This is a genomic window from Tsukamurella sputi (assembly GCF_007858445.1).
GTDB classification, from domain to species: domain Bacteria; phylum Actinomycetota; class Actinomycetes; order Mycobacteriales; family Mycobacteriaceae; genus Tsukamurella; species Tsukamurella sputi.
The window spans coordinates 1-19,211 of the sequence record NZ_VIGV01000004.1; the positions used below are offsets into that span (position 1 = coordinate 1).

The window sequence follows — 19,211 nt, forward strand, 5'->3', positions numbered from 1 at the left end:
GTCGGCGCAACCACACTGCGCACCCGCGGCCGCCCATCCACACCCCGGACTCTAGCGGCTCAGGGCCCCACTCAGGTGGGGCCGAATGAAACCGCCCTACCGGGGCCAGATCAACTTGACATAGCCACTCCTGGCCGCGGTCGGCGGCGCGGTCGTGTTCGGCGAGCAGGAGCCGGTAGGTGGTGAAGAGGGCGATGCCCTTGCGTGGGGCGACCTGCCGGACGGCTTTCGCCCAGCACGCCCCGCACTCGATGACGGTGCTCATGCGCGGGCCCGCGGGAGTAGCCGTTCGGCGAGCTCGCGGAGCCGCCGCACTTCAGTGATGAGCGCGAGGATCACGACGTCGCGGGAATAGAGTGGCGGCACGTCGACCACGGGGCGCTCGCGGTCGACGTTGGTCAGGTCGACGTGCCGGTCGGCGGCCTGCTGGAGGACGTCGTCGAGGGTGAGCGCGTGGCCGGCGATCTCGGCTTCAGTGATGTCGTCGGTGGTTGCGGTCGCGGCGGCCCGTTCGTCGCTGACCGAGTACCGCAGCGCCTCTTCGATCGCGTCGAGCGTGCCCGGATCGACAGGGAACGGTGGGAGTGCGGTCATGCGATGCCCGCCTGTTCCGCCTTGATCCGTGTGACCTCGTCGTAGATCACCTTCCGCACGTGCTCCTCGGACTTCCCGGCGACGATGACGCGCTGCGGGGACCGTTCGACGACGTGGGTGTGCGCGCCCTCAGGGATCTGGTGCCGGTCGTAGTTCTCCTCGAACTGCTCGTCCGGGGTCCACTGGTAGGCGAAGTCGCTGGCCTCGTACGTGGGGGCGGGGACCCCGATGGGCCACACCTCGACCTCGTGCTCGTAGCAGGCGTATTCGTCGGTGGCGGTCATGATCTTCGCGTACTCGTCGGCCTGGGCGCGGTCGAGGAACACGCGCACGATCTTGTAGTCGCTGTAGATGCCTCGGGTGACGATGTACACCTCGGTGGGCTCAGGCACGGTCGGCCTCCTCGCCGAGCAACTGTTCGGCGGTCGCCTTCGACGCATCTGCTGCGCCTTGCTCCCAGTAGCTGCGCACGAAGTTCCGTACGTCGGCCTCCTGGTCGTCGCGGCCGGCGCGGTACAGCTCCAGGGCGTCGTCGACCATCGCGTCCTGCAGTTTGGGCGGGAGGTCGGTGAACGGTGTTCCGGGGGTGACGGTGTCGGTGGTGCTGCTGTAGGCGTAGGTCACCTGCTCGCGCAGCATGGCGGTGACGCGGTCCCGGTCGCGGGTGTCGCGCGCGGCCCGGTGCTCCCGGCGCTCGATTTCGTTGGCGTGATCGCGGATGGAGTCGGGGGAGCCTACGGAGACACGAGCGGTGTCCGCGGGAATCTCGAACCGGGTGATGAGGTACAGGTGGAGTCGGTCGGCGAGGTCGCGGAGCCACGCCGCCGAACCGACCTCGTCCTCCCGCATGATGACGACGCGGCGGGGCGGCGTGCTCGGGTCGGGGCCGGCAGTATCGACGCTGCGGGCGGGGGCTCCGGCGGCGACCGCCCGCGCCGCGTCGACCACGTACGTCTCCCACTTCGGGGTGTACACCTCGGGGACGAGCGGGACGGCGTTGCGGCCGATGCCGAACCCCGGGACGACGGCGGAGAGCGGCAGCACGCGGTGGTACCCGTCCTTGATGCGGAGCCATCCGGCGGCGAGGCGGACGAGGACGCCGCCGTCTTCGGTGCGGAATGCGTTGTCGGGGGCGGCGTCGGCGAGCGCGACGGCGGCCGGATCGGGTGTGGTCACGGGGGTCTCCTGGGCGTAGGGGTTGGTGATGGTTTCGGTGGCGTCCGCGAGGGCGTCGGCGATGCCCTGGTCGATGCGGTTGGCGAGGGCTTCGCGGCGGGCGGCGAGCATGCGGGCCTTCCACTCCTGCGAGCCCCCGACAGTGGTGATCGGCTTGACCTGCGGCGTTTCCGGTTTCGCGCGCTCAGGTGAGGGCAGCGGATCGTTGGTGAGCGGCCCGAAGAGCCGGTCCACGGCGGCGGCGTACGTGTCCAGGAGCTCGCGCCACCTCATTCGGTGATCCGTCCGTTGAAGTGGGCGGGCGGAGTCCAGCCGTGTCGGACCAGCCAGGCCGCAAGGTCCGCGCCGCGGTCGGCGGCGCCCGCACCGTCCCTCTTGGCGAGGTGGATGAGCTGTTGCCCCAGATCGGTCGCCGACCGCCAGATTTCGGCCTCTGTGTTCGCGCGCTCCTGGTACGCGGCGGCGAGCGCGCCGTGCCCGTCCTGCTCCAGCGCGTACGCCACGATGCCGAGACGTTCGTGGTCGCGGCCGATGCCGATCGTGTTGAAGGTGCTCATCACTCGCGCTCCAGATCGATGATGGGGGCGCCTGCGGCGGCGCGCTGCACGGCGGCGGTGCCGGCGTGGGCGCCCTTGCGGGAGGCGTACGCCTGGCCGGAGGCGACGACTTCACCGTTGGCGGTCTTCAGCCGCCAGCGGTAGCGGTCGCGGCGCGGGTCCTCGAACACCTCGAACGTGCCCGGGCCCGCGGGCTCCTCGGGCTCGGACGGCGCGACGGGTTCGTCCTGGCGGAGCTCGACGTCGGGGATGCGCTCGGCGACCTCCGCCCGCTCCCAGGTGCCGGGCGCCCAGATCGCGATGACCGCGGTGTGGGGCCCGAACGTGAACGAGCCGGGCGGGACGAGGCGCTGGCCGACGGTGAGGTAGCCGTCATCGTCGTAGCTCACGTAGTCGGCGCCCGGGTACTCGATCCGGCCGTCGGGCAGCGGCCACACGACGGCGTACTTCTCGGGCGTGGGCTTCTCGGTGTAGGCGATGGCGTCGGTCATGTTCTCGGGCATGGTCAGTTCTCCTCGGGTGTGATGGTGGGGCCGGTGAATCGGGCGGCAGTTTGCTCGGGGACGGTGGTGGGGATCGGGATCGCGGGATGCCCGCGGAGACCGCGGTGCCGGCGCAGCGACTCCGCGAGCTCTGCCTGCAGGTCCGGGGTGTTGGGCGTTCCCTCGCGGATGAGGGCGGCGATGTCGTCTTCGGAGACGGGGCGGCGCCACGCATCCCAGCCGACGTGGAGCTGGTAGTTCTCGCGGCCGTCCCACCACGCGCCGTACGACTGCCCGCCGGGCGGGGTGCTGGTGCGTTTCCCGGAGTGGGTGTGGCCGTGGAGGAGCCAGCGGCCCTCGTCGGGGAGCCGGTACTGGCTGTACCGCTCGGTGTCGGTGTGGTCGCCGCCGTAGGGGAAGTGCGACAGCAGCACCTCGTGCCGCTGGCCGTCGACGGTGAACCGTTGCCGGGCGTACGGCTGCACGCTCTCGAACACGTCGAGGTAGCGGCGCTGCCACTTCCAGGCGTCGCGGTGCATCGGGTGGGCGGGGTCGTGGTTGCCGAGGATCAGGTGCTTGGTGACGGGGACTTCGGCGAGGAGGTCGAGGGCCCGTTCGGTGGCGCGCTTGGAGCCGCCGGAGAGGTCGCCGAGAATGTACAGCTGGTCGCCCTTCGGGTTGAGGGCGTGGAGCTTGCTGAGGATCGCGGAGTCGTGGACGTCGGTGTTGTCGTACTGGCGGGTGTCGGCGACGAGTTGGTGCCCGAGGTGCAGGTCGGCGGTGTAGTACCTCACGTTGTGGTCCTTTCGGGGCGGGCGGGGAGGGGGTAACGGTTCACGTGGGCACCTCGTATCGGATTTCGTAGCCCCATCCGTTCCAGCGGCGGCGGGGTACGAGGGTGGGGATGTAGCGGGCGTTCGGGATCGGTTCGGTTGGCATCCGCGGCCAGTCGTCGAGTTCGCCGGCGGCGCGGCAGGCGTTGTAGCAGCGGCGGCAGAGTCCGCGGGCCGCGAGCGGCTGGTCGGGGAAGGTCTCGCAGCGTCGGCAGACTCGGCGGCGGGCGATGACCGGGCCGGGGCCGCCCTGGGGGACGGGTTGGCACGGCGGGCAGTGGTACTTGCACCGGCGGCCGAACGCCCAGCACTGCGGGGTCTTCTCGCCCGGGTGAGCTGCGCGGGGCGGCGGGCGCACGCGCTGGTACTTGCTCATCGTGGGGGCCTTTCGGGGAGGTCGAGTTTCGCGGCGGCTTCGCGGTGCCGCTCCAGCACTCGGAACGGAACGTCCATCCGCATGTGGATCGCGCCGATGCTGGCGAGCGCCAACGCATCCGCGCAGTCGTCGGAGACGAGGGTGACGTCGGGCCAGAGCTTCGCGACGGCGGCGACGACGGCGGCCTTCGGCGCGTTGCCCTTGTCGGTGGCCCACTTGGCGCGGGTGGTCGGCGGGACTTCGACGACGGTGCGGCCGGTGTGCTGGAGCGCGGCCATGACGAGCCACCAATACCCGGCCATGTCGTGGCGGCCTTCCTGGGCGCGGATGCCGTAGGCGGGGCCTTCGACGAGCACGAGGTCGGCGTCGTTGACGACGACGTGTTTCAGGGTGGCGTTGCGTAGCCGGATGAGGCGGGCGTGCCGCTCGGCGAGGGTTGCGCCCCTGCGTCCGGTGGATGCGATGCGGTGCACTTCGGCGCCGAGCGGGGTGATGACGGCGACGCCGGTGCCGGTGAGTGAGAGGTCGAGCCCGACGACGGTGGTCACTGGAAGCTCCATTCGCCGGTGATCGCGAAGTGCACGAGGTAGGCGATGCCGCAGAGGAGCGCCATGCCGAGGCTGGTGGCGGCGAGGACGCCGATGGCTTGGCCGATCCGGCGGGCGAATGCGGCGCCCTTCTCGTCGTCGATGACGCTGATGATCGCGGCGATGACGAACATGACGATGAGGAATGCTGCGGCGCCGGCGAGGATCTGGAGGACGATCACGACTCCTCCTCGGCGGTGGCGTCGTGGAGGTACGGGAGCCGCGCGTACAGGTCCGCGTAGGCGGGGGTCTTGGTGTCGGGTGCGCCGGGCTCGCCGGGGAGCGGGCCGAGGTGGACGGTGGTGTCGCGGGTGCTGTGGAGGTCGATGTCGCGGACGGTCCAGTCGCGGCCGTTCCAGGTGGCGCGGATCGTGTCCCGTCGATGGCGGAGGAACAGTTGGGCGTTGGCGTCGGCGAACCGGACGAGCGCGAACAGGCCGTCAGCCCCAATGTGGGTCTCGGTGACGTTGGTGGTTTCGGCTGATCCGCCGTCGGCGACGTGGAACCGGATGGAGGGCCGGGCGGCTTGGCTCAGTCGGTCGTTGGGGCCGCCGGGCATCGGCAGCACCTCGTCCACGTCCGGCTCGGCCGGCCAGGTGGCGTACACGGTGTCCGGGCCGGTCGCGACGTGGTCGCCGGTGTGGTCGGCGGTCATGCAGCAGACGAATCCGTCGTGCTCGGCGGAGCACAGGTTCTCGGGTGTGGCGTGGATGAGCCCGGACGTGACGGTGCCGACGGGCTCGCCGCTGCCTGGGCCTGCGGTGCCGAGTTCGGCGCGGTCGGTCCAGATGATGACCCGGCCGCCGGAGTGCGCCTTGTCGACGGCGTTGTGAGGGCCCTGGTGCCCTTCGGGGCGGTCGCAGAGGAGGAGCCGGTCCGGGTGCGGGAAGGCGCACGGGGGCTCGGTGGCGGCGGCCAGGGCGCGGCCCATCGTCTCGACGGCGCGCCACCGCCCCGCGTGGTCCGGCTCGTCGGCGACGGGCTGGGCGGGGTTGCCGCTGAACTCGTGGGTGGTGACCTCACCGGTGTCGGGGTGCTCGACGCCGATCCGGTCGCCCTTCGCGAGGTTCGGGAACGGCCCGGCGTACGGCGACTCCGCGTTGACCTGGATCTTGTTCACGCCCTTGCCGAGCACCTCGTCGACGCGCGGCGGCTTCGGGATCGGGTCGAGGGTGAGCAGCAGCCCGGGGCGTCGCCCGCCGGCCAGGTATTGGCCGAGCTCCCACTCGCGGTCCATCCACGCGACGAACACCGACTCGTCGGCCTCGAACCGCTCAGCGATCCAGAGGCGGGCGTCGTCGGCCTGGTCCTCGCGGATGCGGACGCAGATCGCGTGCTCCCCGCCGGGCACTGCGCGCCCGATGACGTCGAGGTGGTCGGTGTGCTCCCGGTTCCACAGCCGCACCGGCGCCTCCGGCGGGAGGGTGCGCCGTGGCGCGGTCTGCCCGGCGTACGTGGCGGCCGGGTCCGTACGGAAGCCGCTGCGGTCCTCGATCGGGAACAGCGGCCCGCCGTTGGTAGCCGGCGTGCGCATGTGGTCGCGGTGCTCATCCTCCGACGCCGCCCGCGCAGCCTCCTCGCGGAGCTCAGCCAGCCGCGCAGCCAGACCACCAGCACGACGCTCCCGCCGCCGCGGCTCCTCCACCGGCTTCTCCTGCACGGCCTGCGCCTCAGCCGCAGTGCGCGCGAACCGGGACGCCACGCCCAACGCCGTCGTGAGCAGCCCCAGCAGGTCACCGCCGGCCTGCGCCCCACGGCCGGCCTCCAGCGCCGTCAACCGCTGCTGAGCGTCGGCGATCTGCTGCTGATGGGCGGCGAGCTGCGTGTGGATGTTGGTCAGTTCTTCGTTCATGAGTCCTTCTCGGGGTAGGCGTGGTTACTGCTTGCGGTCTCGGGAGCCGGGGAAGCTCCAGGCGACGAATCCGGGGCGTTTCCAGCGGGGGATGAGTCCGCGGAGGCCGGGGGTGACGCACTGCTCGTCGACGCGGTGGCGGTCGAAGGCGGTGATGCCGCTGAACGTGCAGTGGCAGGTGGGGCAGTGGCAGGTGACAAGCCCGGTCCATTGGGCGCCGCAGTCGCACGTGATCCACGAGCGAGATGTCGGGCCGAAAGGGGTAGGCACACATTGAAGCGTACCTCGCGTTTTAGAACCGCGTAATGGTGGCCGCTGAGAGCGATTGGGAGGGCTCCGCGGCCTACGGGTACCGGGGAGGCGGTGTTCGGCCGTGTATGGCTCGCCCCTAAGGCAGGAATCGGCATCTGGTGTTCACGCCTCGGTGTCGGGAGCCGGGGGCTCGTCGGCGGGGGGCTCCGACGTCTCCGTTGTCGTGTGGGTGGGGTCTTTTTCGAGTGCGGCGCGGACTCGGGCGATGCCTCGGGCGGCGGTGTGGGTGCGGTCGATGTGGTCGCAGACGCGGTTGCCGCGGTAGCCGTCGTCGTTGCAGAGCGTGCAGGCGTCGATGGCGGTGCGGCGTGCGGCGGCTTGGTGTTCGCGTTCGGTTCGGCGTTGGTCGGTGGCTTGGCGGCGGAGGCGGTCGGCGTTTTGGTCGTTCCAGCGGTCGTGGGCGCGTCGGGCGTCGCCGCACGGCCCGCAGGGGCCGGGCGCGGGTTCGGTGAGGTGTTCGGGGCATCGAGGGGGTGGGGGCGTCGCCGGATTCGGGGACGCGGCCCTCGTAACGTTCCCCTGTTCCGTAACCCCCTGTTCTTCGGCTTCCGGCTTAGGGCTTAGGGCTTTAGGGAATCCGATACCCGATGCGATAGGCGATCCGGTCGGTTCGGCATCGCCTATCGGATCGCCGTTCCGATAGGCGATGTGATTACCGTTCCGATTACCGATGTGATCGGCGATGAGGTCGCCGTAAACGGGCTCGTACTGACCCGGCTGGAGGGCGGTGCGCTCCGCCAGTTCCACCACCTGTTCGCGGCTGAGCTTGGACGTCCAGGCGGCGTGGTCGGGGTTGTCCTTCCGTTCTCGTCGGACCTCGCTCACGACTGCCGAGCGGAGCGTCTTGGACGCGATCGCACGGTACGCGCGGACCATGCCGAGGGCCGATTTCGGGTTCGCGAGGAGCCGGTCGGAACGGATGTACGTGCGGACCAATACCTCCTCCGTGTCGAGGTCGAACAGGACGTAGTTCGCGGCCTCCAGCTCCGCGGCAGCCGCGAGGAGTCGGCCCATGTCCATGTCCGCGGCCTTGCCGATGAGCCGCTTCGGTCGCCAGTCCGCGACGCCGGCAGTGTTCAGTGTGGGGTCGGGGATGAGGACGCGGAAGTAGAGCCACTGGGCGTCGACGGACAGGCCCTCGACGTCCTCGTCGTCGGCGATGCTGATCTTGATGCGGGCGTACTCACGGGCCATCGTGGGGCCTCTCCTTGGGATGCGGGGCGGGGTTTCGGTTCAGCGTATAGCGCGTTTTCAGGGATTCATGCGGCCCGCTCCAGGGTGCTGATGGTGGCGTCGAAGACGGCGGTGGAGCAGTGCATCGCGGTCAGGGCGACGTTCTTGGTGATCTGGCCGGCGAGGTAGGTCGCGATGATGGCGGCGCGGTCGTCGGGGTGGGTGGCGCGCACCGGCTCGCCGCGGTGGACACGGTCGAGGACGACGGGGTCGGCGCGGCGGGCGGTGCCGAGCGTGAGCGGCTTCGCGGACCCAACACCAGCGCGGCGGGTCCGGCCGAGCGGCGGCCACTGGTCGAGGCGGCCGTGGCGGTTCTCGAAGTTGTAGCAGGTGGAGCAGAGCCCGCGGCCCTGGTGCGGCCGGTCCCGGCGGCAGGAGAGGCAGATGCGGGTGCGGCGGAGCGCGTTCGTCACGATTGGTCCTTCCGGGTGAGGTTGCGGAGCCGTTCGGGTTCGGCGTGGACGGCTTGGTGGGTGTCGAGGGTGACGGCGATGAGGGTGACGCCGTCGACGGTGACGGGCTGGCCGATGATTCGGCCGTAGAGCGGGATCGGCTTCCAGCTGGGGCCGGGGCGGAAGCCGCGGGGGAGGGGCGGGAAGTATTCGACGCGGTCGCCGTTCTGCCAGCGCGCGCGGAGCTCGGCGAGCCGGGCGGCCTTCGCCAGCGCCAGGTCGTGGTAGCTGGTCACGGGGCCTCCTCGTGGCCGCAGCAGCATCCGCCCGGCCGACGGTGTACCTCGGCGCGCAGGCGCTCGTTCTCCGCGCGGAGTCTGATGTTCTCGTTCGTCAGCACGCGGGTGCACTGCAGAGCGGAGTCGGCGAGCCGGTTCACGGCGGCCACTGCGGTCTTCATGTTCTGATCGGTCACCGTCGGTCTCCGTTCGCGAGCTCCAGGAGGACGTCAGCGTGGCACGGCTGGTCGAGCGGGCACCAGCACATGAGGTTTCGGCCGGCCAGCTCGCGCCGGACCTCAGACACCGAGAACTGCAGCCGCCCCTCAATGAGCGCGTGACGGAATTCGGCGACAGCCGCCTCCGGCGTGATGTTCCCGCCGTTCTTCGGAGTGGCGACGATGAACGGGTTGCCGTACCGCCCGGGGCGTCCGACGTAGACGGTCCCGCGGGGCGCGTGCCAGCCCTTCGTGCGGAGCCGCTGGATGCGGCGCGGGCCATCCGGCGGCACAGCGAACAGGGCCTGCTGGCGGCTCATCGTCGGCCGCCCTTCGCGTGGGCGGCGGCGTACTTGGTGCGCAGCTCGTCCCGCTTCGGGCACACGGACGTGTGGAGCCGATAGAACACCCAGCCGTCGCGGGCCATGCCGGCGCGTTGGCCGGGCCGGACCTTCGTGGCGCGAATCTGCACCTCGCCCTTCCGGCCGCGTGGCATCGACGTGTCGCGCGCCAGGACGTGGTCGCCGGCCGGGTCGGGCTGCGCGCCGAACATGGTGCGCTGCGACGACTTCAGCTCGGGGTTCACCGTTGCCCAGATGACGCGGGCGCGGCAGCCGGGGCAGTTGGATACCGGAAACACGCTCTCGCCGCGATCAGGCATCGCGGGCCTCCTTCAGCTCGCGGGTGAGGCGGGTGATGGTGCCGCGCAACGGCGCGTTCGACTTCTCCGCGCTCTCGGCGCGTTCCCGGAGCGGGTCAACCAGGGACAGCGCGACGTGCTGGCCGGTCAGCTTCAGGTTGTCGTGCAGAACGTGAGCGATCCTGCGGTCCGTTGACTTCCACTTGTCCTCGGCGTCGATCAGCCGGATGGTGTCGCCGGCTTGGTAGTCGCGGGCCTGGGCGAGGATGACGTGCTGCTGGCCCTCGCGAATGCGGTCGATCCAGGTGCCGGGGACGGTGAGGCGGTGGATCATGCTGCACCTCCGGCGACCTCGTCGGCCTGCTGGAGGGCGTCGATCAGCCGCTGCACGTCCTCGCGGGTGAGCGCGAACAGGTGGGATGTGGTGTGGCCCATCCGCAGCATCACGGGGAGGGCGGGATCGAAGGATTCGCCGGGCCGGTACGCGATCAGCTCGGCCTTCGGGTCGTCCTCGAAGGGGCGCCAGACGACGGCGTCGGGGAAGTCCTCGGCGCGGGGGACGATGTGGTCGGTCATGCTGCTGTTCTCCTATGAGGTAGGGCTGCTATCGCTGCGCGGAGCTCGCGGTCGATCTGTTCGCAGCGGTCGATCTGGACGTTCTGGGCGGCGCGGCAGTATTCGCGCCAGAGGGCTGCGACGCGAGCCTCCATCTCGTCGACGAGCGAGGCGACGACGAGATACGGAGGGGCGGCCGGGATGCCGTTCATGGCTGTGGGACTTCGCCGCAGACGCTCCGGCCCGTGGCGTACCGGCGCCACGCGAGCTCGATGACGCGGCGGTCCCGGAGCTGGTCACGGCGCATCGCCTGGGCGGCGAACACCATCAGCATGTTCACCGCGAGCTCGGGAGCGGTGGTGACGATGACCGCAACGTCGGCCTGGACCTGCGCGAGGTCTTCGGCCTCGTACATCTCGGTGACGAGCTGGTCACAGCGCGCGGCGACGTCCGTGAGGTACTGCTCGGCGTTCATGGTGGTTCCGATCGGGGGTGGTGCCCGGCGGCGCCGCGGAGTGGACACGCGGCGCCGCCGAGACTCGGGGAGGGGTGGGGCTACGCGGGATCGGAGAACATGCCGCGGACGTTGTCGGGCGCGCGGCCCTCGCCGTCCTTCCCGACCTGATCGGCCGGCGGCACCCAGTCGCCGCCCGGCTCGTCCGGCCGATAGTCGCCGAGGTCCGGGCGGGGCTCGTCGCCCAGCTCGTCCTCGATGCTCGTCTGCCCGGGAATCTCGCCCGTGCCCTTCATTCCCTTCAGCGTTCCCGCGGTGCCGACGTTCGTCTCCCGCACCTTGAAGTTCGCGAACTGGCGGGTGCCGGATGCCAGCTTCTCGGTGCCGGTCGACGTGCACTCCACGGTGATCGTGAGCACGCGAATCTCCCCGACCTTCGGGTGGTGCTCGAACATGTCCTCCGGCGACCCGGCGAACTTCCACTTGCACAACCCGGCGCCCTCGGACTCGCCGTCGATCGTGTTGATCTCAGCCATGATTCGTTACTTCCCTTCGGTGGTGGTGAAAATCGAGATGATCTGGTTGGCCTCGTCGCTCGTGAGGTCGTCGAGGGTCGCGCCGTCGCGCTGCGTCCAGTTCGCCAGCGCCTCCGGCATGAACGCGGCGTCGAACTTCTGCTCCGCCGCGATGGCCTCGACCTTCGCGATCTGCACCTTCGTGGCCTTCTTCGCCGCCGGCGCGGCGGCCTGCGGCTTCGGCTCGGCGGGCACGTCGACCGCGGCCTCCACGTCCTCCGAGGCCGCGTCGATCGCGGGCGTCTCCGGCGTGAGGTCCAGCTCCGGCCCCGCGGACACGTCCACCACCGACGGCAGCGACCGGTCCGTACCGTCGCGGGCCGTCTCGTCGAGCGCGACCGCCGTGCGGAGCTCCACCGACGACGGCAACCACTTCGCGAGCTGCTTCACCGCGGTCTTCCGGGCCATAGCCGACCAGTCGGTCTTCCACGGCCCGTTGTTCCCCGACCGGGAGCGGGCGCGGATCGCCTCGACCTCGCCGACGGACATGACCTCGAACGCGGTGCCGCCGTCCTTCATCACGGCGGCGGCGTACACGTAGACCGCCTTGCCGCGGTCGCCGCGCGCGGGGACGTGCACGAGGTCACGGTGCAGGCCGAGGCGGTAGTCGAACTCGTCGTTCTCGTAGACGACCTGCGCGTGAATGTCCTGGAGCTGCCCGGACTGCCAAGCGAGCTTGATGAGCCCGCGGTAGCCGGGGATGAACGTCACCGTGCGGCCGTACGGCACGAGGTACGCCTCGCCGAGCGGGCCGGGCTCCAACCCGAGCTGCGCGGCTGTGAGCAGTGCGCCGAGGAACGACTCGGGGGTGCACTCGGCGAGCTTCGGGGTCTGCCGGAGGACGGTGGTCGCGATACGCGCCATACGCTCGCCGGTCATGTGCTTCGGGAGCGCCTTCTGCATCTCCGGCGCCATCTGGCGGATGAGGCCCTGGAGATTCTGCATCGGGGACGGCTGCTGGCGCGGGGCGAGCTGCTGGCCGACGGGCTGGTACTGGTCAGACATAGAGGGGGGTTCCTTCGTCTCCTCGGGGCGCGGCCCAGGAGGGCAGCGACAGCAGTTCCACGCCGTCGCCATACCCGGGCCACTCGTTGTCCTCCACGCACTGCGCGTAGAGGTCGATCGCTTGCCGGTTGAGCCGGCGTCCCTCCGCGATGGCCGCCGCGTCGAGCTCGACGACGGACACGAGGTAGGGAGGTTCTTTCTCCTGGGCGATGAACACGAATGCGGGGTCCTCGTCCAGGCCGAGTGCGATGGCGCCGTCGATGTACCACGGGGCCTGCTGGTGGTAGCCGTAGTCGGCGGCCTTCCGCGCGAACTTGCGCGGGTGCGCGGTCACGGTGGTCTTGTAGTCCGTGATGATGAGCCGGCCGGGCCGAGCCGGGAGCCAGTCCGGGCGCGCCCGGAGCTGCACGCCGCTCGCCTCGTCGGTCCAGTACAGCGACACCTCCGGTCGGCCGGCCTCGAAGAGCATCGCCGCGACAGGATGAGCGCGGACCTTCGCGGCCATCGCCTCAGCGACACGCATCTCCTTGGACAGCAACGGAACCAGACCCTGCGCGTACGCGTCGGCCTTCGCTTCCTTCGCGGCCTTCGTCAAGTAGTTCTCGAACTTCACCTCGACGAGCTCCGACCCAGCACCGAGCACGAGACGGTGCGCGGCGTGCCCGAGGTCATACGTCCGCTTCGGTCCGCTGCCGTGCTCGCGGTCGTACGCGAACCGCGCGGGCGAGTCGTTCAGCAGGGTGCGCGCCCCCGAACTCGACAGGGAGACCAGGTCATCGTGGTAGTCGGTGTCCGGGACGTCCTCGTAGACGCCCGGCTCCCGCGCGGTCACCGGGTGACCTTCGCGCGCGGGCCGAGCTCCGTCGGCGGCTTGAACCGCGCGAACCAGGCCCCGCCGCGCTGCTGCACGAGGTACCCGTCGGCGGCGCGGAAGTGCTCCATGAACACGGCGACCTCGTGCCGCATCTTCTTCGCGCCCGGCTCACCCGTGCGCGGGAACCGCGCCCACTGCCCGGGGTGCGTGGCGGCGCCCCGCACCAGCGCGTCCGCGATGTCCTCGCACCACTCCGGCACCCGCGGCGGCAGCACCGGGCCGATGAACTCCAGCTCGATCACGATGCCTCCACCACGCTGAGGCGGAAGTACAGGTCGCGGCGGTACCAGTACGTGTCGATCGACAGGTGGCCGTGCAGGACGTTCTTCTCCACGATCGTGTCGAGGAGCACCGTCCCGGTGTTGGTCGGCGGAATCTGGCCGTCACCCGGCACCCGAACCCAGCAGTTCGGGTTCTCGGCCAGCGTGTCCGCGAGCCTCGCGTCCCAGCCCGCGGGGAGCTCGCCGGGCAGGTGAGCGCGCACCTCGTGCTGAACCGTCATGATGCGGCCCTCCCCGCCGCGACGTCCTCGCAGCGGTCGCAGAGGTCCGCGAGCCGGTCGCACGGCCGTCCGCACGCGCAGCACGCGCCCGGCGTCGGCCCCTCCAGATACCGGTCGAGGTGCGCGGCCTCCGACCGCTCCACACCCCGCCTGAACTCGTAATCGTTCACAGGGACTTGTCCTCTCAAATGGGGTAGGTATTCGGTCAACCAAGACGCGCGTTTTCACGCCGCCGCGCGATCAGCGCGGACGCCGACTCATAGAGCGGCCAGCCGAACTCAGCCGTATCGCCGTGGCCGCCCGCACGCTGATCCGCGCGCCGCTCCTCCTGCTGCTCGCGGTGCCGCTCGGCCTGCCACCGCATCAGCCCAGCCGCGTCGAGCCCCGCGAGCCACCGCACCAGCGGGCTCGCATCCGCCGGAGCCGCAGCCACACGCCGCTGCATCACCCGCGCCACCGCGCCGGCCGCCACCGCGTCCGCGACCGCGTCGTGCGCGGCCTTCTCGTCCAACGGCTCGCCGTACCGCGCCGACACGTCGACTAGGTTCCGCGGCGCCTTCTTCTGGTACAGGTTGCCCTTCATGCTGGTCGCCTCGACGGTGCGCTTCGGGTCCACCGCCTTGTCGATCACCAGCGGGTCGATCACGAGCTGCGGACGCAGCAGGTCGATCCCGACGCGGGCGCACTCACACACCAGCAGCGAGATGTCGTACGCCGCGTTGTACGCCACCCACGCCCGGCCGTTCCGGGCCGCGCGGTTCAGCGCCTCGGCGATCATCGCCAGGCCCTCCTCGTACGGCGTGCCGAACGTGCGGGCGTGCTCCGTCGTCACGCCGTGGACCTTCGTCGCACCCTCGGGAATCTCCAGGCCGTCCGGCGGCGTGAGGAGGAACTGCAGCGGCACACCGTCCTCGTTCGGGTCCGCGCCGAGGTCACCGATGCACGCCGTCACGATGAACGACTCCATCGGCAGGCCCGACGTCTCCGTATCCAGGTACGTCAGCGGCGCGTCGGTCCACAGGCTCACGGGATACCCACCAGGATGCCGACCCGCGCCATGCTCACCAGCTGCACCTCACCGAGAGGCGGGTACTGCCCGTCCAGGCCCTCCAGCCGCCGCGCCACGACCAGTCGCTCCACCAGCGTGAGGAGCTTCGCCTCGCGGCACATCCCGAAGTGCCAGCGCGTCATCGTGGACAGCCTGACCTCCGTACCGTCCGGCGCGGTGAGCGTCCGGTCCGGCACTTCGTCGACGACCGGGGCGGTCACGCGGCGTCTCGATCCGCGAACAGGCGCGCGTTGGCGGCCTGGATCAGCGGGACCGAAGCGAACGGGAATCGCGGCTCTCGCCCGGAGACGACAGCCCGGCAGAGCGCTACGGCGTCGTCGAAGGTGAGGTGGTCCCACAGCTCGCCGCGCTGAGGCGCGGGAGTGAGTAGGGTGCGGACCTCGCGGAGGATGCGCGCTTCCGACTGGATCCAGCCCACGTGAGCTCGGGACACCCACGCCTCGCGGGGTTCGCCGAGCGTTCGGAGGGCCAGCAGCCGCTTGTGCGGGCTCTGGGTGCGACCGAACTTCACGCCGCCGTCGGCGAGAGACAGCGCGTAGACGTATCCGTCGGGGTTCCGCGAGTAGTAGTCGTCGCCCGGCAGGCGCACCAGGCCGAGTTCTGGGCGGAGGCGCGCGACGCGCTCGAAGTCAGAGGTTCGGAGACTCATGCCGACACCGCCTTGTCCTTCTTGCGGGTGAGCTCCGCGTACTTGCGGACCTCATCGAGGCTGAGCAGGTAAGCGCCGGTGCGGCCGGGCAGCTTGCGGGTGGTCTGGAGGCGGCCGTCGGCGATGGCCTGGTTGATCGCGCGGCGAGTCACGCCCGAGATGCGGGCGGCTTCGGATGCGGTCACCTCGTCGGAGGGCTGGGGCGGGGGGCTTGCTTCTACGTTGGGCATATACCCAGTAGTACCGCAACAATGGGGATATGCCCAAGAGGCGCGCTGGTAGCTTCCAAAGAGGGATCTGGCGTATTCCGGGATTATGTTCTAAGCTGGGCAACATGACCAGCGCATACGATCAGGGGAGCGCTCCGAAAATTGAGCTGCGCCATCGACTCATGATTGCCCGCACCGAGGCAGGACTCAGCCAAGCCGCGCTCGCCGACATGATCGGCGTCGCGCGGAACTCCATCGGCAACGCCGAGACGGGTGCTACCGTGCCGCGCCGGATCACCGTCAACGCCTGGGCGCTGGCGACCGGCGTGCCGGTTACCTGGCTGCTCACCGGCGAGGCGCCGGCACCGGACAACGGCCCAGGTGACGGTGTTTTGAGCCCCCCGTCGGGATCGAACCGACGACCTTCGCTTTACAAGAGCGGTGCTCTACCACTGAGCTAGGGAGGCATGGGCCCTGCGGCCCGCGGGGCACAGCATATCGTGACCGGCATGAGTGCATCCTTCGAGACCATCAGCTGGACCATCGACGGCGACGGCATCGCCACGTTGGTTCTGGACCGCCCGGATCAGCTCAACGCCTTCAGCGTGACGATGGCCCGCGAGCTCACCGAGTTCTTCGAGGTGCACGCGCACGACGACGACATCCGCGCCGTCGTGGTCACCGGCGCCGGCCGCGCCTTCTGCGCCGGTATGGACCTCACCGGCGAGGGCAACGTCTTCGGTCTCGACGAGTCGGTGCAGCCGACGCCGGAGGAGTTCGCCGCCGCCTACGACCAGGAGCCCTACAACACCGGCGTGCGCGATACCGGCGGCAAGCTCACCCTGGCGATCCACTCGCTGCCCAAGCCCGTGATCGCGGCGATCAACGGCCCGGCCGTCGGCATCGGCGCGACCATGACCCTCGCGATGGACACCCGCCTGGCCTCGACGAAGGCGCGCATCGGTTTCGTCTTCGGCCGCCTCGGCATCGTCATGGAGGCGTGCTCGAGCTGGTTCCTCCCGCGCATCGTCGGCCCCGCGCAGGCCCTCGAGTGGGTCTACTCCGCCGACATCCTCACCGCCGAGCAGGCGCGCGACGGCCGCCTGGTCCGCAGCATCCACGAGCCCGACGAGCTCGTCCCCGCCGCCCAGGACCTCGCCCGCTCGTGGGTCAAGGGCCGCTCCGCCGCGGGTGTCGCGATCAACAAGCAGATGATCTACCGCGGCCTGGGCGCCGCGAAGCCGCTCGATCAGCACCTGATGGATTCGCTCGGCATGTACTACACGTCGATCGGCGACGGCAAGGAGGGCGTGGCCGCCTTCCTCGAGAAGCGCGCACCCGAGTTCACGTCGAAGGCCTCCGAGGTGCCGCGCATCGTCGTCGACTGAGCGCCGATCAGAGCAGCGCGATCGGGATCAGGCTCAGCAGGCCCGGGACGATGACGGCCAGGGTCGCGGCCAGCGTGAGGAGCCGCCGGAACAGCACGTCCTGCTCGTCGTGCGCGGTGTTGCCGATGATCAGCGTGCCCGCCACATGGATGGGATTCATGACCATCAGCGCGGACGGGACGCAGACCGCCGCCGTCACCCAGAAGACGACGCCGGTGTGCCCGAAGGAACCGAACGCGATCGGCATCATCAGGCCGAGCACGCCGAGCGTCGAGCTCTCGATGTTGCACAGCAGCGCGGTCATGTAGGCGATCACCAGGATCAGCAGTGCCCCGGTCCCGAGGTGCTGCAGGATGTGCGCGATCGAGTCCATCGTGCCGATCTTCTGCATCAGGCCGAGGTAGGTGAGCAGTCCGCAGAGCAGCAGGATCGAGTTCCACGGGATGCGGGCGAGCAGCGACCGTTCGTCGGCGTGCGCGTGGAAGACGATCTGCAGCGCTGCGGCCAGGCACATCGCGCTGACGCCGACGTCCGTCTTGGCGAGCACCACCAGCAGGACGAAGGTCAGCAGCGCGGCGCCGGACGCGGCCATGTACCAGGGGTTCGACGGTGCGTCGTGCTTCTCCGCCGCCGCGGGCGCCGGGGTGGCTTCGACGGGGTGTCCGCGCCTGCGCGCGAGGACGGTGAGCGCCTGCAGGGCGGCGACGACGATCACCGCGACCGTCATGGACACCGCCCACAGGCCCCACCCGGAGTAGGTGACGCCCGCCTTGGTCGCCGCCGCGCGCACGACTGCGCCCGTCGGGTTCAGGGGCGACAGGCCGGCCGAGTTGGCGCCGATGACCACCGCGAGCTCGCTGATCAGGAAGGTTCGTCGCGAGCGCACCCCGACGTGCGCGATCATCGGCACGAGGAAGGCGATCGGGGCCGTCGAGAACGCGCCCGCGGTCGACAACGCGGCACCGATGGCGAATCCCGCCCACGGGATCAGCCCGTGCCGTTCGCCGATCGCCGCGTACACCCGATCCACGAACAACTCCAGCGCGCGGCTGCGCTCCAAGTGCGCGAACAGCAGCGAGACGCCGGCGATCAGCACGAAGATGTCGCCGGGGAAGGCCGTGTACATGGCCTTCGCTTCGAAACCGGAGAAGGCGAGCACCGGCAGTGCGGCGGCGAGTGCGAGGACGCCGATGTTCATGCGCCGGAGGATCGCGACGATCAGGACCGCCACGAGCAGGACGAGCGAAAGGATCTGCGGCGCGGTCATCGGCGACTCCTTCCGAAGGCCCGCCGCGCCCGGTGGGCAGCCGCGGAGCAGGACATTGCGTTGCGAAACTACTCGCGTGCTGCGCTGCTCATCGGTACCGCGTCGAGTTGCGGGACGGTTCGTCCCCGTTCGGGGGAAATGCCCCGACGGCTATCGTCGAGTCATGGCTTCTCCTCGTTTCCGGCAGGTCGTCCTCGACGCCGCGGACGCACGACGGTCCGCCGAGTTCTACCGCGCGCTCCTCGGGCTCGACTACCTCCCCGGCACCGAGCCGCGTGCCGGCATCGACGATCCGGACTTCATCGTGCTCGTCGATGTGGACGGCCGCCGCGTGCTCGCCTTCCAGACGGTCCCGGCGTTCGCCCGCTCCACGTGGCCGTCGATGGACGTGCCGCAGCAACTGCACCTCGACTTCGCGGCCCGCGACCTCGCGGAGATGCCGGAGCACCACGACCGCGTCCTCGAACTCGGCGGCACGCTGGTCGAGGACCGGATCGACGACCCGGACGATCCGCTGCGCGTCTACGCCGACCTGGACGGGCACCCGTTCTGCATCTTCGTCGCCGAGCAATAAGCTGGCCCCATGGAGATCCGCGACGCGCAGCCGGCCGACCTGCCTGCCATCCTCGTCATCCACAACGATGCCGTGGAGAACTCGACCGCCATCTGGTCCGAGGAGAAGGCGGATCTCGCGGAGCGGGAGGCCTGGCTGGCCGAGCGGCAGGGCGCGGGCTTCCCCGTCCTCGTCGCCATCGTCGACGGTGACCTGGCCGGTTACGCCACGTACGGGCCCTTCCGCGCCAAGTCGGGGTACCGGCACACCGTCGAGAACTCGGTCTACGTCGCGGACGGCTTCTACCGCCGCGGGATCGCCGAGGCGCTGATGCTGGCGTTGATCGAGCGGGCGCAGCAGTCCGACGTGCACGTCGTGGTGGCCGCGATCGAGGAGTCCAACCATGCCTCGGTCGCGCTGCACCGCAAGCTCGGCTTCCGCGTGACCGGTCAGATGCCGCAGGTCGGAGTCAAATTCGGTCGCTGGCTCGATCTGGTACTCATGCAGCGCATTCTCTAGCTCTCCGGGGCGGCGCCCGCGCGCCGGTGTGGTTCTGCAAACCTTCTCAGATTACGATGTCG

General features: G+C 70.2%; 35 protein-coding genes, 1 tRNA gene and 1 pseudogene. 4 read left to right on the forward strand and 33 right to left on the reverse strand.

Going from position 1 to position 19,211, the window contains the following annotated elements; all coding sequences use genetic code 11:
- The 31 genes from FK268_RS24815 to FK268_RS12865 all read right to left on the reverse strand — a co-directional run.
- On the reverse strand, positions 1–265 hold a 265-nt coding region (locus FK268_RS24815; RefSeq protein WP_205124481.1), incomplete at its 3' end, for a hypothetical protein.
- Entirely contained in the window at positions 262–594 is a 333-nt protein-coding gene (locus FK268_RS12720; RefSeq protein WP_146434598.1) for a hypothetical protein, read from the reverse strand. The genes FK268_RS12720 and FK268_RS24815, both read right to left, overlap by 4 nt.
- Complete coding sequence (locus FK268_RS12725) at positions 591–986, reverse strand: DUF7336 domain-containing protein (RefSeq protein ID WP_146434600.1); 396 nt, start codon at positions 984–986, stop codon at positions 591–593. The genes FK268_RS12720 and FK268_RS12725 overlap by 4 nt, the downstream gene beginning before the upstream one ends.
- On the reverse strand, positions 979–2,043 hold the full coding sequence (locus tag FK268_RS12730) for a hypothetical protein (RefSeq protein WP_146434602.1): 1,065 nt from the start codon (positions 2,041–2,043) through the stop codon (positions 979–981). The genes FK268_RS12725 and FK268_RS12730 overlap by 8 nt, the downstream gene beginning before the upstream one ends.
- Positions 2,040–2,327, reverse strand: a complete 288-nt coding sequence (locus FK268_RS12735; protein WP_146434604.1) for a hypothetical protein — start codon at positions 2,325–2,327, stop codon at positions 2,040–2,042. Before FK268_RS12735 ends, FK268_RS12730 begins: the two co-directional genes overlap by 4 nt.
- On the reverse strand, positions 2,327–2,830 hold the full coding sequence (locus FK268_RS25760; RefSeq protein WP_231707065.1) for a YegP family protein: 504 nt from the start codon (positions 2,828–2,830) through the stop codon (positions 2,327–2,329). Before FK268_RS25760 ends, FK268_RS12735 begins: the two co-directional genes overlap by 1 nt.
- Before the next feature lie 2 nt (positions 2,831–2,832).
- Entirely contained in the window at positions 2,833–3,603 is a 771-nt protein-coding gene (locus FK268_RS12745) for a metallophosphoesterase (protein ID WP_146434606.1), read from the reverse strand.
- A 40-nt stretch (positions 3,604–3,643) separates the two neighbouring features.
- Positions 3,644–4,018, reverse strand: a complete 375-nt coding sequence (locus FK268_RS12750; protein WP_146434608.1) for a hypothetical protein — start codon at positions 4,016–4,018, stop codon at positions 3,644–3,646.
- Positions 4,015–4,566 carry a hypothetical protein gene (locus FK268_RS12755; protein ID WP_146434609.1) on the reverse strand — a complete coding sequence of 184 codons (552 nt, stop codon included), beginning with the start codon at positions 4,564–4,566 and terminating at the stop codon, positions 4,015–4,017. The genes FK268_RS12750 and FK268_RS12755 overlap by 4 nt, the downstream gene beginning before the upstream one ends.
- Entirely contained in the window at positions 4,563–4,787 is a 225-nt protein-coding gene (locus FK268_RS12760; RefSeq protein ID WP_146434610.1) for a hypothetical protein, read from the reverse strand. The genes FK268_RS12755 and FK268_RS12760 overlap by 4 nt, the downstream gene beginning before the upstream one ends.
- On the reverse strand, positions 4,784–6,457 hold the full coding sequence (locus FK268_RS12765) for a hypothetical protein (protein WP_146434611.1): 1,674 nt from the start codon (positions 6,455–6,457) through the stop codon (positions 4,784–4,786). Before FK268_RS12765 ends, FK268_RS12760 begins: the two co-directional genes overlap by 4 nt.
- Before the next feature lie 24 nt (positions 6,458–6,481).
- On the reverse strand, positions 6,482–6,727 hold the full coding sequence (locus tag FK268_RS12770; RefSeq protein ID WP_146434612.1) for an FDXHR family putative zinc-binding protein: 246 nt from the start codon (positions 6,725–6,727) through the stop codon (positions 6,482–6,484).
- A 144-nt stretch (positions 6,728–6,871) separates the two neighbouring features.
- Positions 6,872–7,963, reverse strand: a complete 1,092-nt coding sequence (locus FK268_RS12775) for a hypothetical protein (protein ID WP_146434613.1) — start codon at positions 7,961–7,963, stop codon at positions 6,872–6,874.
- Positions 7,964–8,028: 65 nt separating this feature from the next.
- Positions 8,029–8,415: a hypothetical protein gene (locus tag FK268_RS12780; protein ID WP_146434614.1), complete on the reverse strand. Its 387-nt coding sequence runs from the start codon at positions 8,413–8,415 to the stop codon at positions 8,029–8,031.
- Positions 8,412–8,690 carry a hypothetical protein gene (locus FK268_RS12785; protein WP_146434616.1) on the reverse strand — a complete coding sequence of 93 codons (279 nt, stop codon included), beginning with the start codon at positions 8,688–8,690 and terminating at the stop codon, positions 8,412–8,414. The genes FK268_RS12780 and FK268_RS12785 overlap by 4 nt, the downstream gene beginning before the upstream one ends.
- Positions 8,687–8,869: a hypothetical protein gene (locus FK268_RS12790; RefSeq protein ID WP_146434618.1), complete on the reverse strand. Its 183-nt coding sequence runs from the start codon at positions 8,867–8,869 to the stop codon at positions 8,687–8,689. The genes FK268_RS12785 and FK268_RS12790 overlap by 4 nt, the downstream gene beginning before the upstream one ends.
- Complete coding sequence (locus FK268_RS12795; protein WP_146434620.1) at positions 8,866–9,210, reverse strand: DUF4326 domain-containing protein; 345 nt, start codon at positions 9,208–9,210, stop codon at positions 8,866–8,868. The genes FK268_RS12790 and FK268_RS12795 overlap by 4 nt, the downstream gene beginning before the upstream one ends.
- Positions 9,207–9,530 carry a hypothetical protein gene (locus tag FK268_RS12800; RefSeq protein WP_146434622.1) on the reverse strand — a complete coding sequence of 108 codons (324 nt, stop codon included), beginning with the start codon at positions 9,528–9,530 and terminating at the stop codon, positions 9,207–9,209. The genes FK268_RS12795 and FK268_RS12800 overlap by 4 nt, the downstream gene beginning before the upstream one ends.
- Before the next feature lie 13 nt (positions 9,531–9,543).
- Entirely contained in the window at positions 9,544–9,864 is a 321-nt protein-coding gene (locus FK268_RS12805) for a hypothetical protein (RefSeq protein WP_146434624.1), read from the reverse strand.
- On the reverse strand, positions 9,861–10,106 hold the full coding sequence (locus tag FK268_RS12810) for a hypothetical protein (protein WP_146434626.1): 246 nt from the start codon (positions 10,104–10,106) through the stop codon (positions 9,861–9,863). Before FK268_RS12810 ends, FK268_RS12805 begins: the two co-directional genes overlap by 4 nt.
- Positions 10,103–10,297 carry a hypothetical protein gene (locus tag FK268_RS12815; RefSeq protein WP_146434628.1) on the reverse strand — a complete coding sequence of 65 codons (195 nt, stop codon included), beginning with the start codon at positions 10,295–10,297 and terminating at the stop codon, positions 10,103–10,105. Before FK268_RS12815 ends, FK268_RS12810 begins: the two co-directional genes overlap by 4 nt.
- The gene (locus FK268_RS12820; protein ID WP_146434630.1) at positions 10,294–10,560 is read right to left on the reverse strand and encodes a hypothetical protein; all 267 of its coding nucleotides are present in this window, start codon (positions 10,558–10,560) and stop codon (positions 10,294–10,296) included. The genes FK268_RS12815 and FK268_RS12820 overlap by 4 nt, the downstream gene beginning before the upstream one ends.
- A gap of 80 nt (positions 10,561–10,640) precedes the next feature.
- Positions 10,641–11,075, reverse strand: coding sequence for a DUF7171 family protein (locus tag FK268_RS12825; protein ID WP_146434632.1), 435 nt, complete (start codon positions 11,073–11,075; stop codon positions 10,641–10,643).
- 6 nt (positions 11,076–11,081) lie between these two features.
- The gene (locus FK268_RS12830; RefSeq protein WP_158636105.1) at positions 11,082–12,119 is read right to left on the reverse strand and encodes a recombinase RecT; all 1,038 of its coding nucleotides are present in this window, start codon (positions 12,117–12,119) and stop codon (positions 11,082–11,084) included.
- Positions 12,112–12,951, reverse strand: coding sequence for a PD-(D/E)XK nuclease-like domain-containing protein (locus FK268_RS12835; RefSeq protein WP_193560280.1), 840 nt, complete (start codon positions 12,949–12,951; stop codon positions 12,112–12,114). The genes FK268_RS12830 and FK268_RS12835 overlap by 8 nt, the downstream gene beginning before the upstream one ends.
- A complete protein-coding gene (locus tag FK268_RS12840) occupies positions 12,948–13,235 on the reverse strand; it encodes a hypothetical protein (RefSeq protein WP_146434638.1) in 288 nt (95 codons plus the stop codon). Before FK268_RS12840 ends, FK268_RS12835 begins: the two co-directional genes overlap by 4 nt.
- The gene (locus tag FK268_RS12845; RefSeq protein ID WP_146434639.1) at positions 13,232–13,495 is read right to left on the reverse strand and encodes a hypothetical protein; all 264 of its coding nucleotides are present in this window, start codon (positions 13,493–13,495) and stop codon (positions 13,232–13,234) included. Before FK268_RS12845 ends, FK268_RS12840 begins: the two co-directional genes overlap by 4 nt.
- Before the next feature lie 205 nt (positions 13,496–13,700).
- Positions 13,701–14,522, reverse strand: a complete 822-nt coding sequence (locus tag FK268_RS12850) for an exonuclease domain-containing protein (RefSeq protein ID WP_146434641.1) — start codon at positions 14,520–14,522, stop codon at positions 13,701–13,703.
- Positions 14,519–14,764, reverse strand: coding sequence for a hypothetical protein (locus FK268_RS12855; RefSeq protein ID WP_146434643.1), 246 nt, complete (start codon positions 14,762–14,764; stop codon positions 14,519–14,521). Before FK268_RS12855 ends, FK268_RS12850 begins: the two co-directional genes overlap by 4 nt.
- Positions 14,761–15,213 carry a hypothetical protein gene (locus FK268_RS12860; protein WP_146434645.1) on the reverse strand — a complete coding sequence of 151 codons (453 nt, stop codon included), beginning with the start codon at positions 15,211–15,213 and terminating at the stop codon, positions 14,761–14,763. The genes FK268_RS12855 and FK268_RS12860 overlap by 4 nt, the downstream gene beginning before the upstream one ends.
- Positions 15,210–15,398: a hypothetical protein gene (locus tag FK268_RS12865; protein WP_146434647.1), complete on the reverse strand. Its 189-nt coding sequence runs from the start codon at positions 15,396–15,398 to the stop codon at positions 15,210–15,212. The genes FK268_RS12860 and FK268_RS12865 overlap by 4 nt, the downstream gene beginning before the upstream one ends.
- 149 nt (positions 15,399–15,547) lie before the next feature.
- Between FK268_RS12865 and FK268_RS25215 the strand changes: the two are divergent.
- A pseudogene (locus FK268_RS25215) lies at positions 15,548–15,766 on the forward strand (helix-turn-helix transcriptional regulator); the annotation flags it as partial.
- A gap of 51 nt (positions 15,767–15,817) precedes the next feature.
- Here FK268_RS25215 and FK268_RS12875 read toward each other — a convergent pair.
- A tRNA-Thr gene (locus FK268_RS12875) sits at positions 15,818–15,889 on the reverse strand.
- A gap of 42 nt (positions 15,890–15,931) precedes the next feature.
- Between FK268_RS12875 and FK268_RS12880 the strand changes: the two genes are divergently transcribed.
- Entirely contained in the window at positions 15,932–16,810 is an 879-nt protein-coding gene (locus FK268_RS12880) for a crotonase/enoyl-CoA hydratase family protein (protein ID WP_146434649.1), read from the forward strand.
- 7 nt (positions 16,811–16,817) lie between these two features.
- Here the strand turns inward: FK268_RS12880 and FK268_RS12885 are convergent, their stop codons facing one another.
- Entirely contained in the window at positions 16,818–18,077 is a 1,260-nt protein-coding gene (locus FK268_RS12885) for an SLC13 family permease (RefSeq protein WP_146434651.1), read from the reverse strand.
- Between the two features lie 163 nt (positions 18,078–18,240).
- On the opposite strand from FK268_RS12885, the gene FK268_RS12890 reads away from it, so the two are divergent.
- Positions 18,241–18,651, forward strand: coding sequence for a VOC family protein (locus FK268_RS12890; protein ID WP_146434653.1), 411 nt, complete (start codon positions 18,241–18,243; stop codon positions 18,649–18,651).
- A 9-nt stretch (positions 18,652–18,660) separates the two neighbouring features.
- Positions 18,661–19,149 (forward strand): GNAT family N-acetyltransferase, encoded by a 489-nt coding sequence (locus FK268_RS12895; protein ID WP_146434655.1) that lies wholly within the window; start codon positions 18,661–18,663, stop codon positions 19,147–19,149.
- The last annotated feature ends 62 nt before the right edge of the window (positions 19,150–19,211 follow it).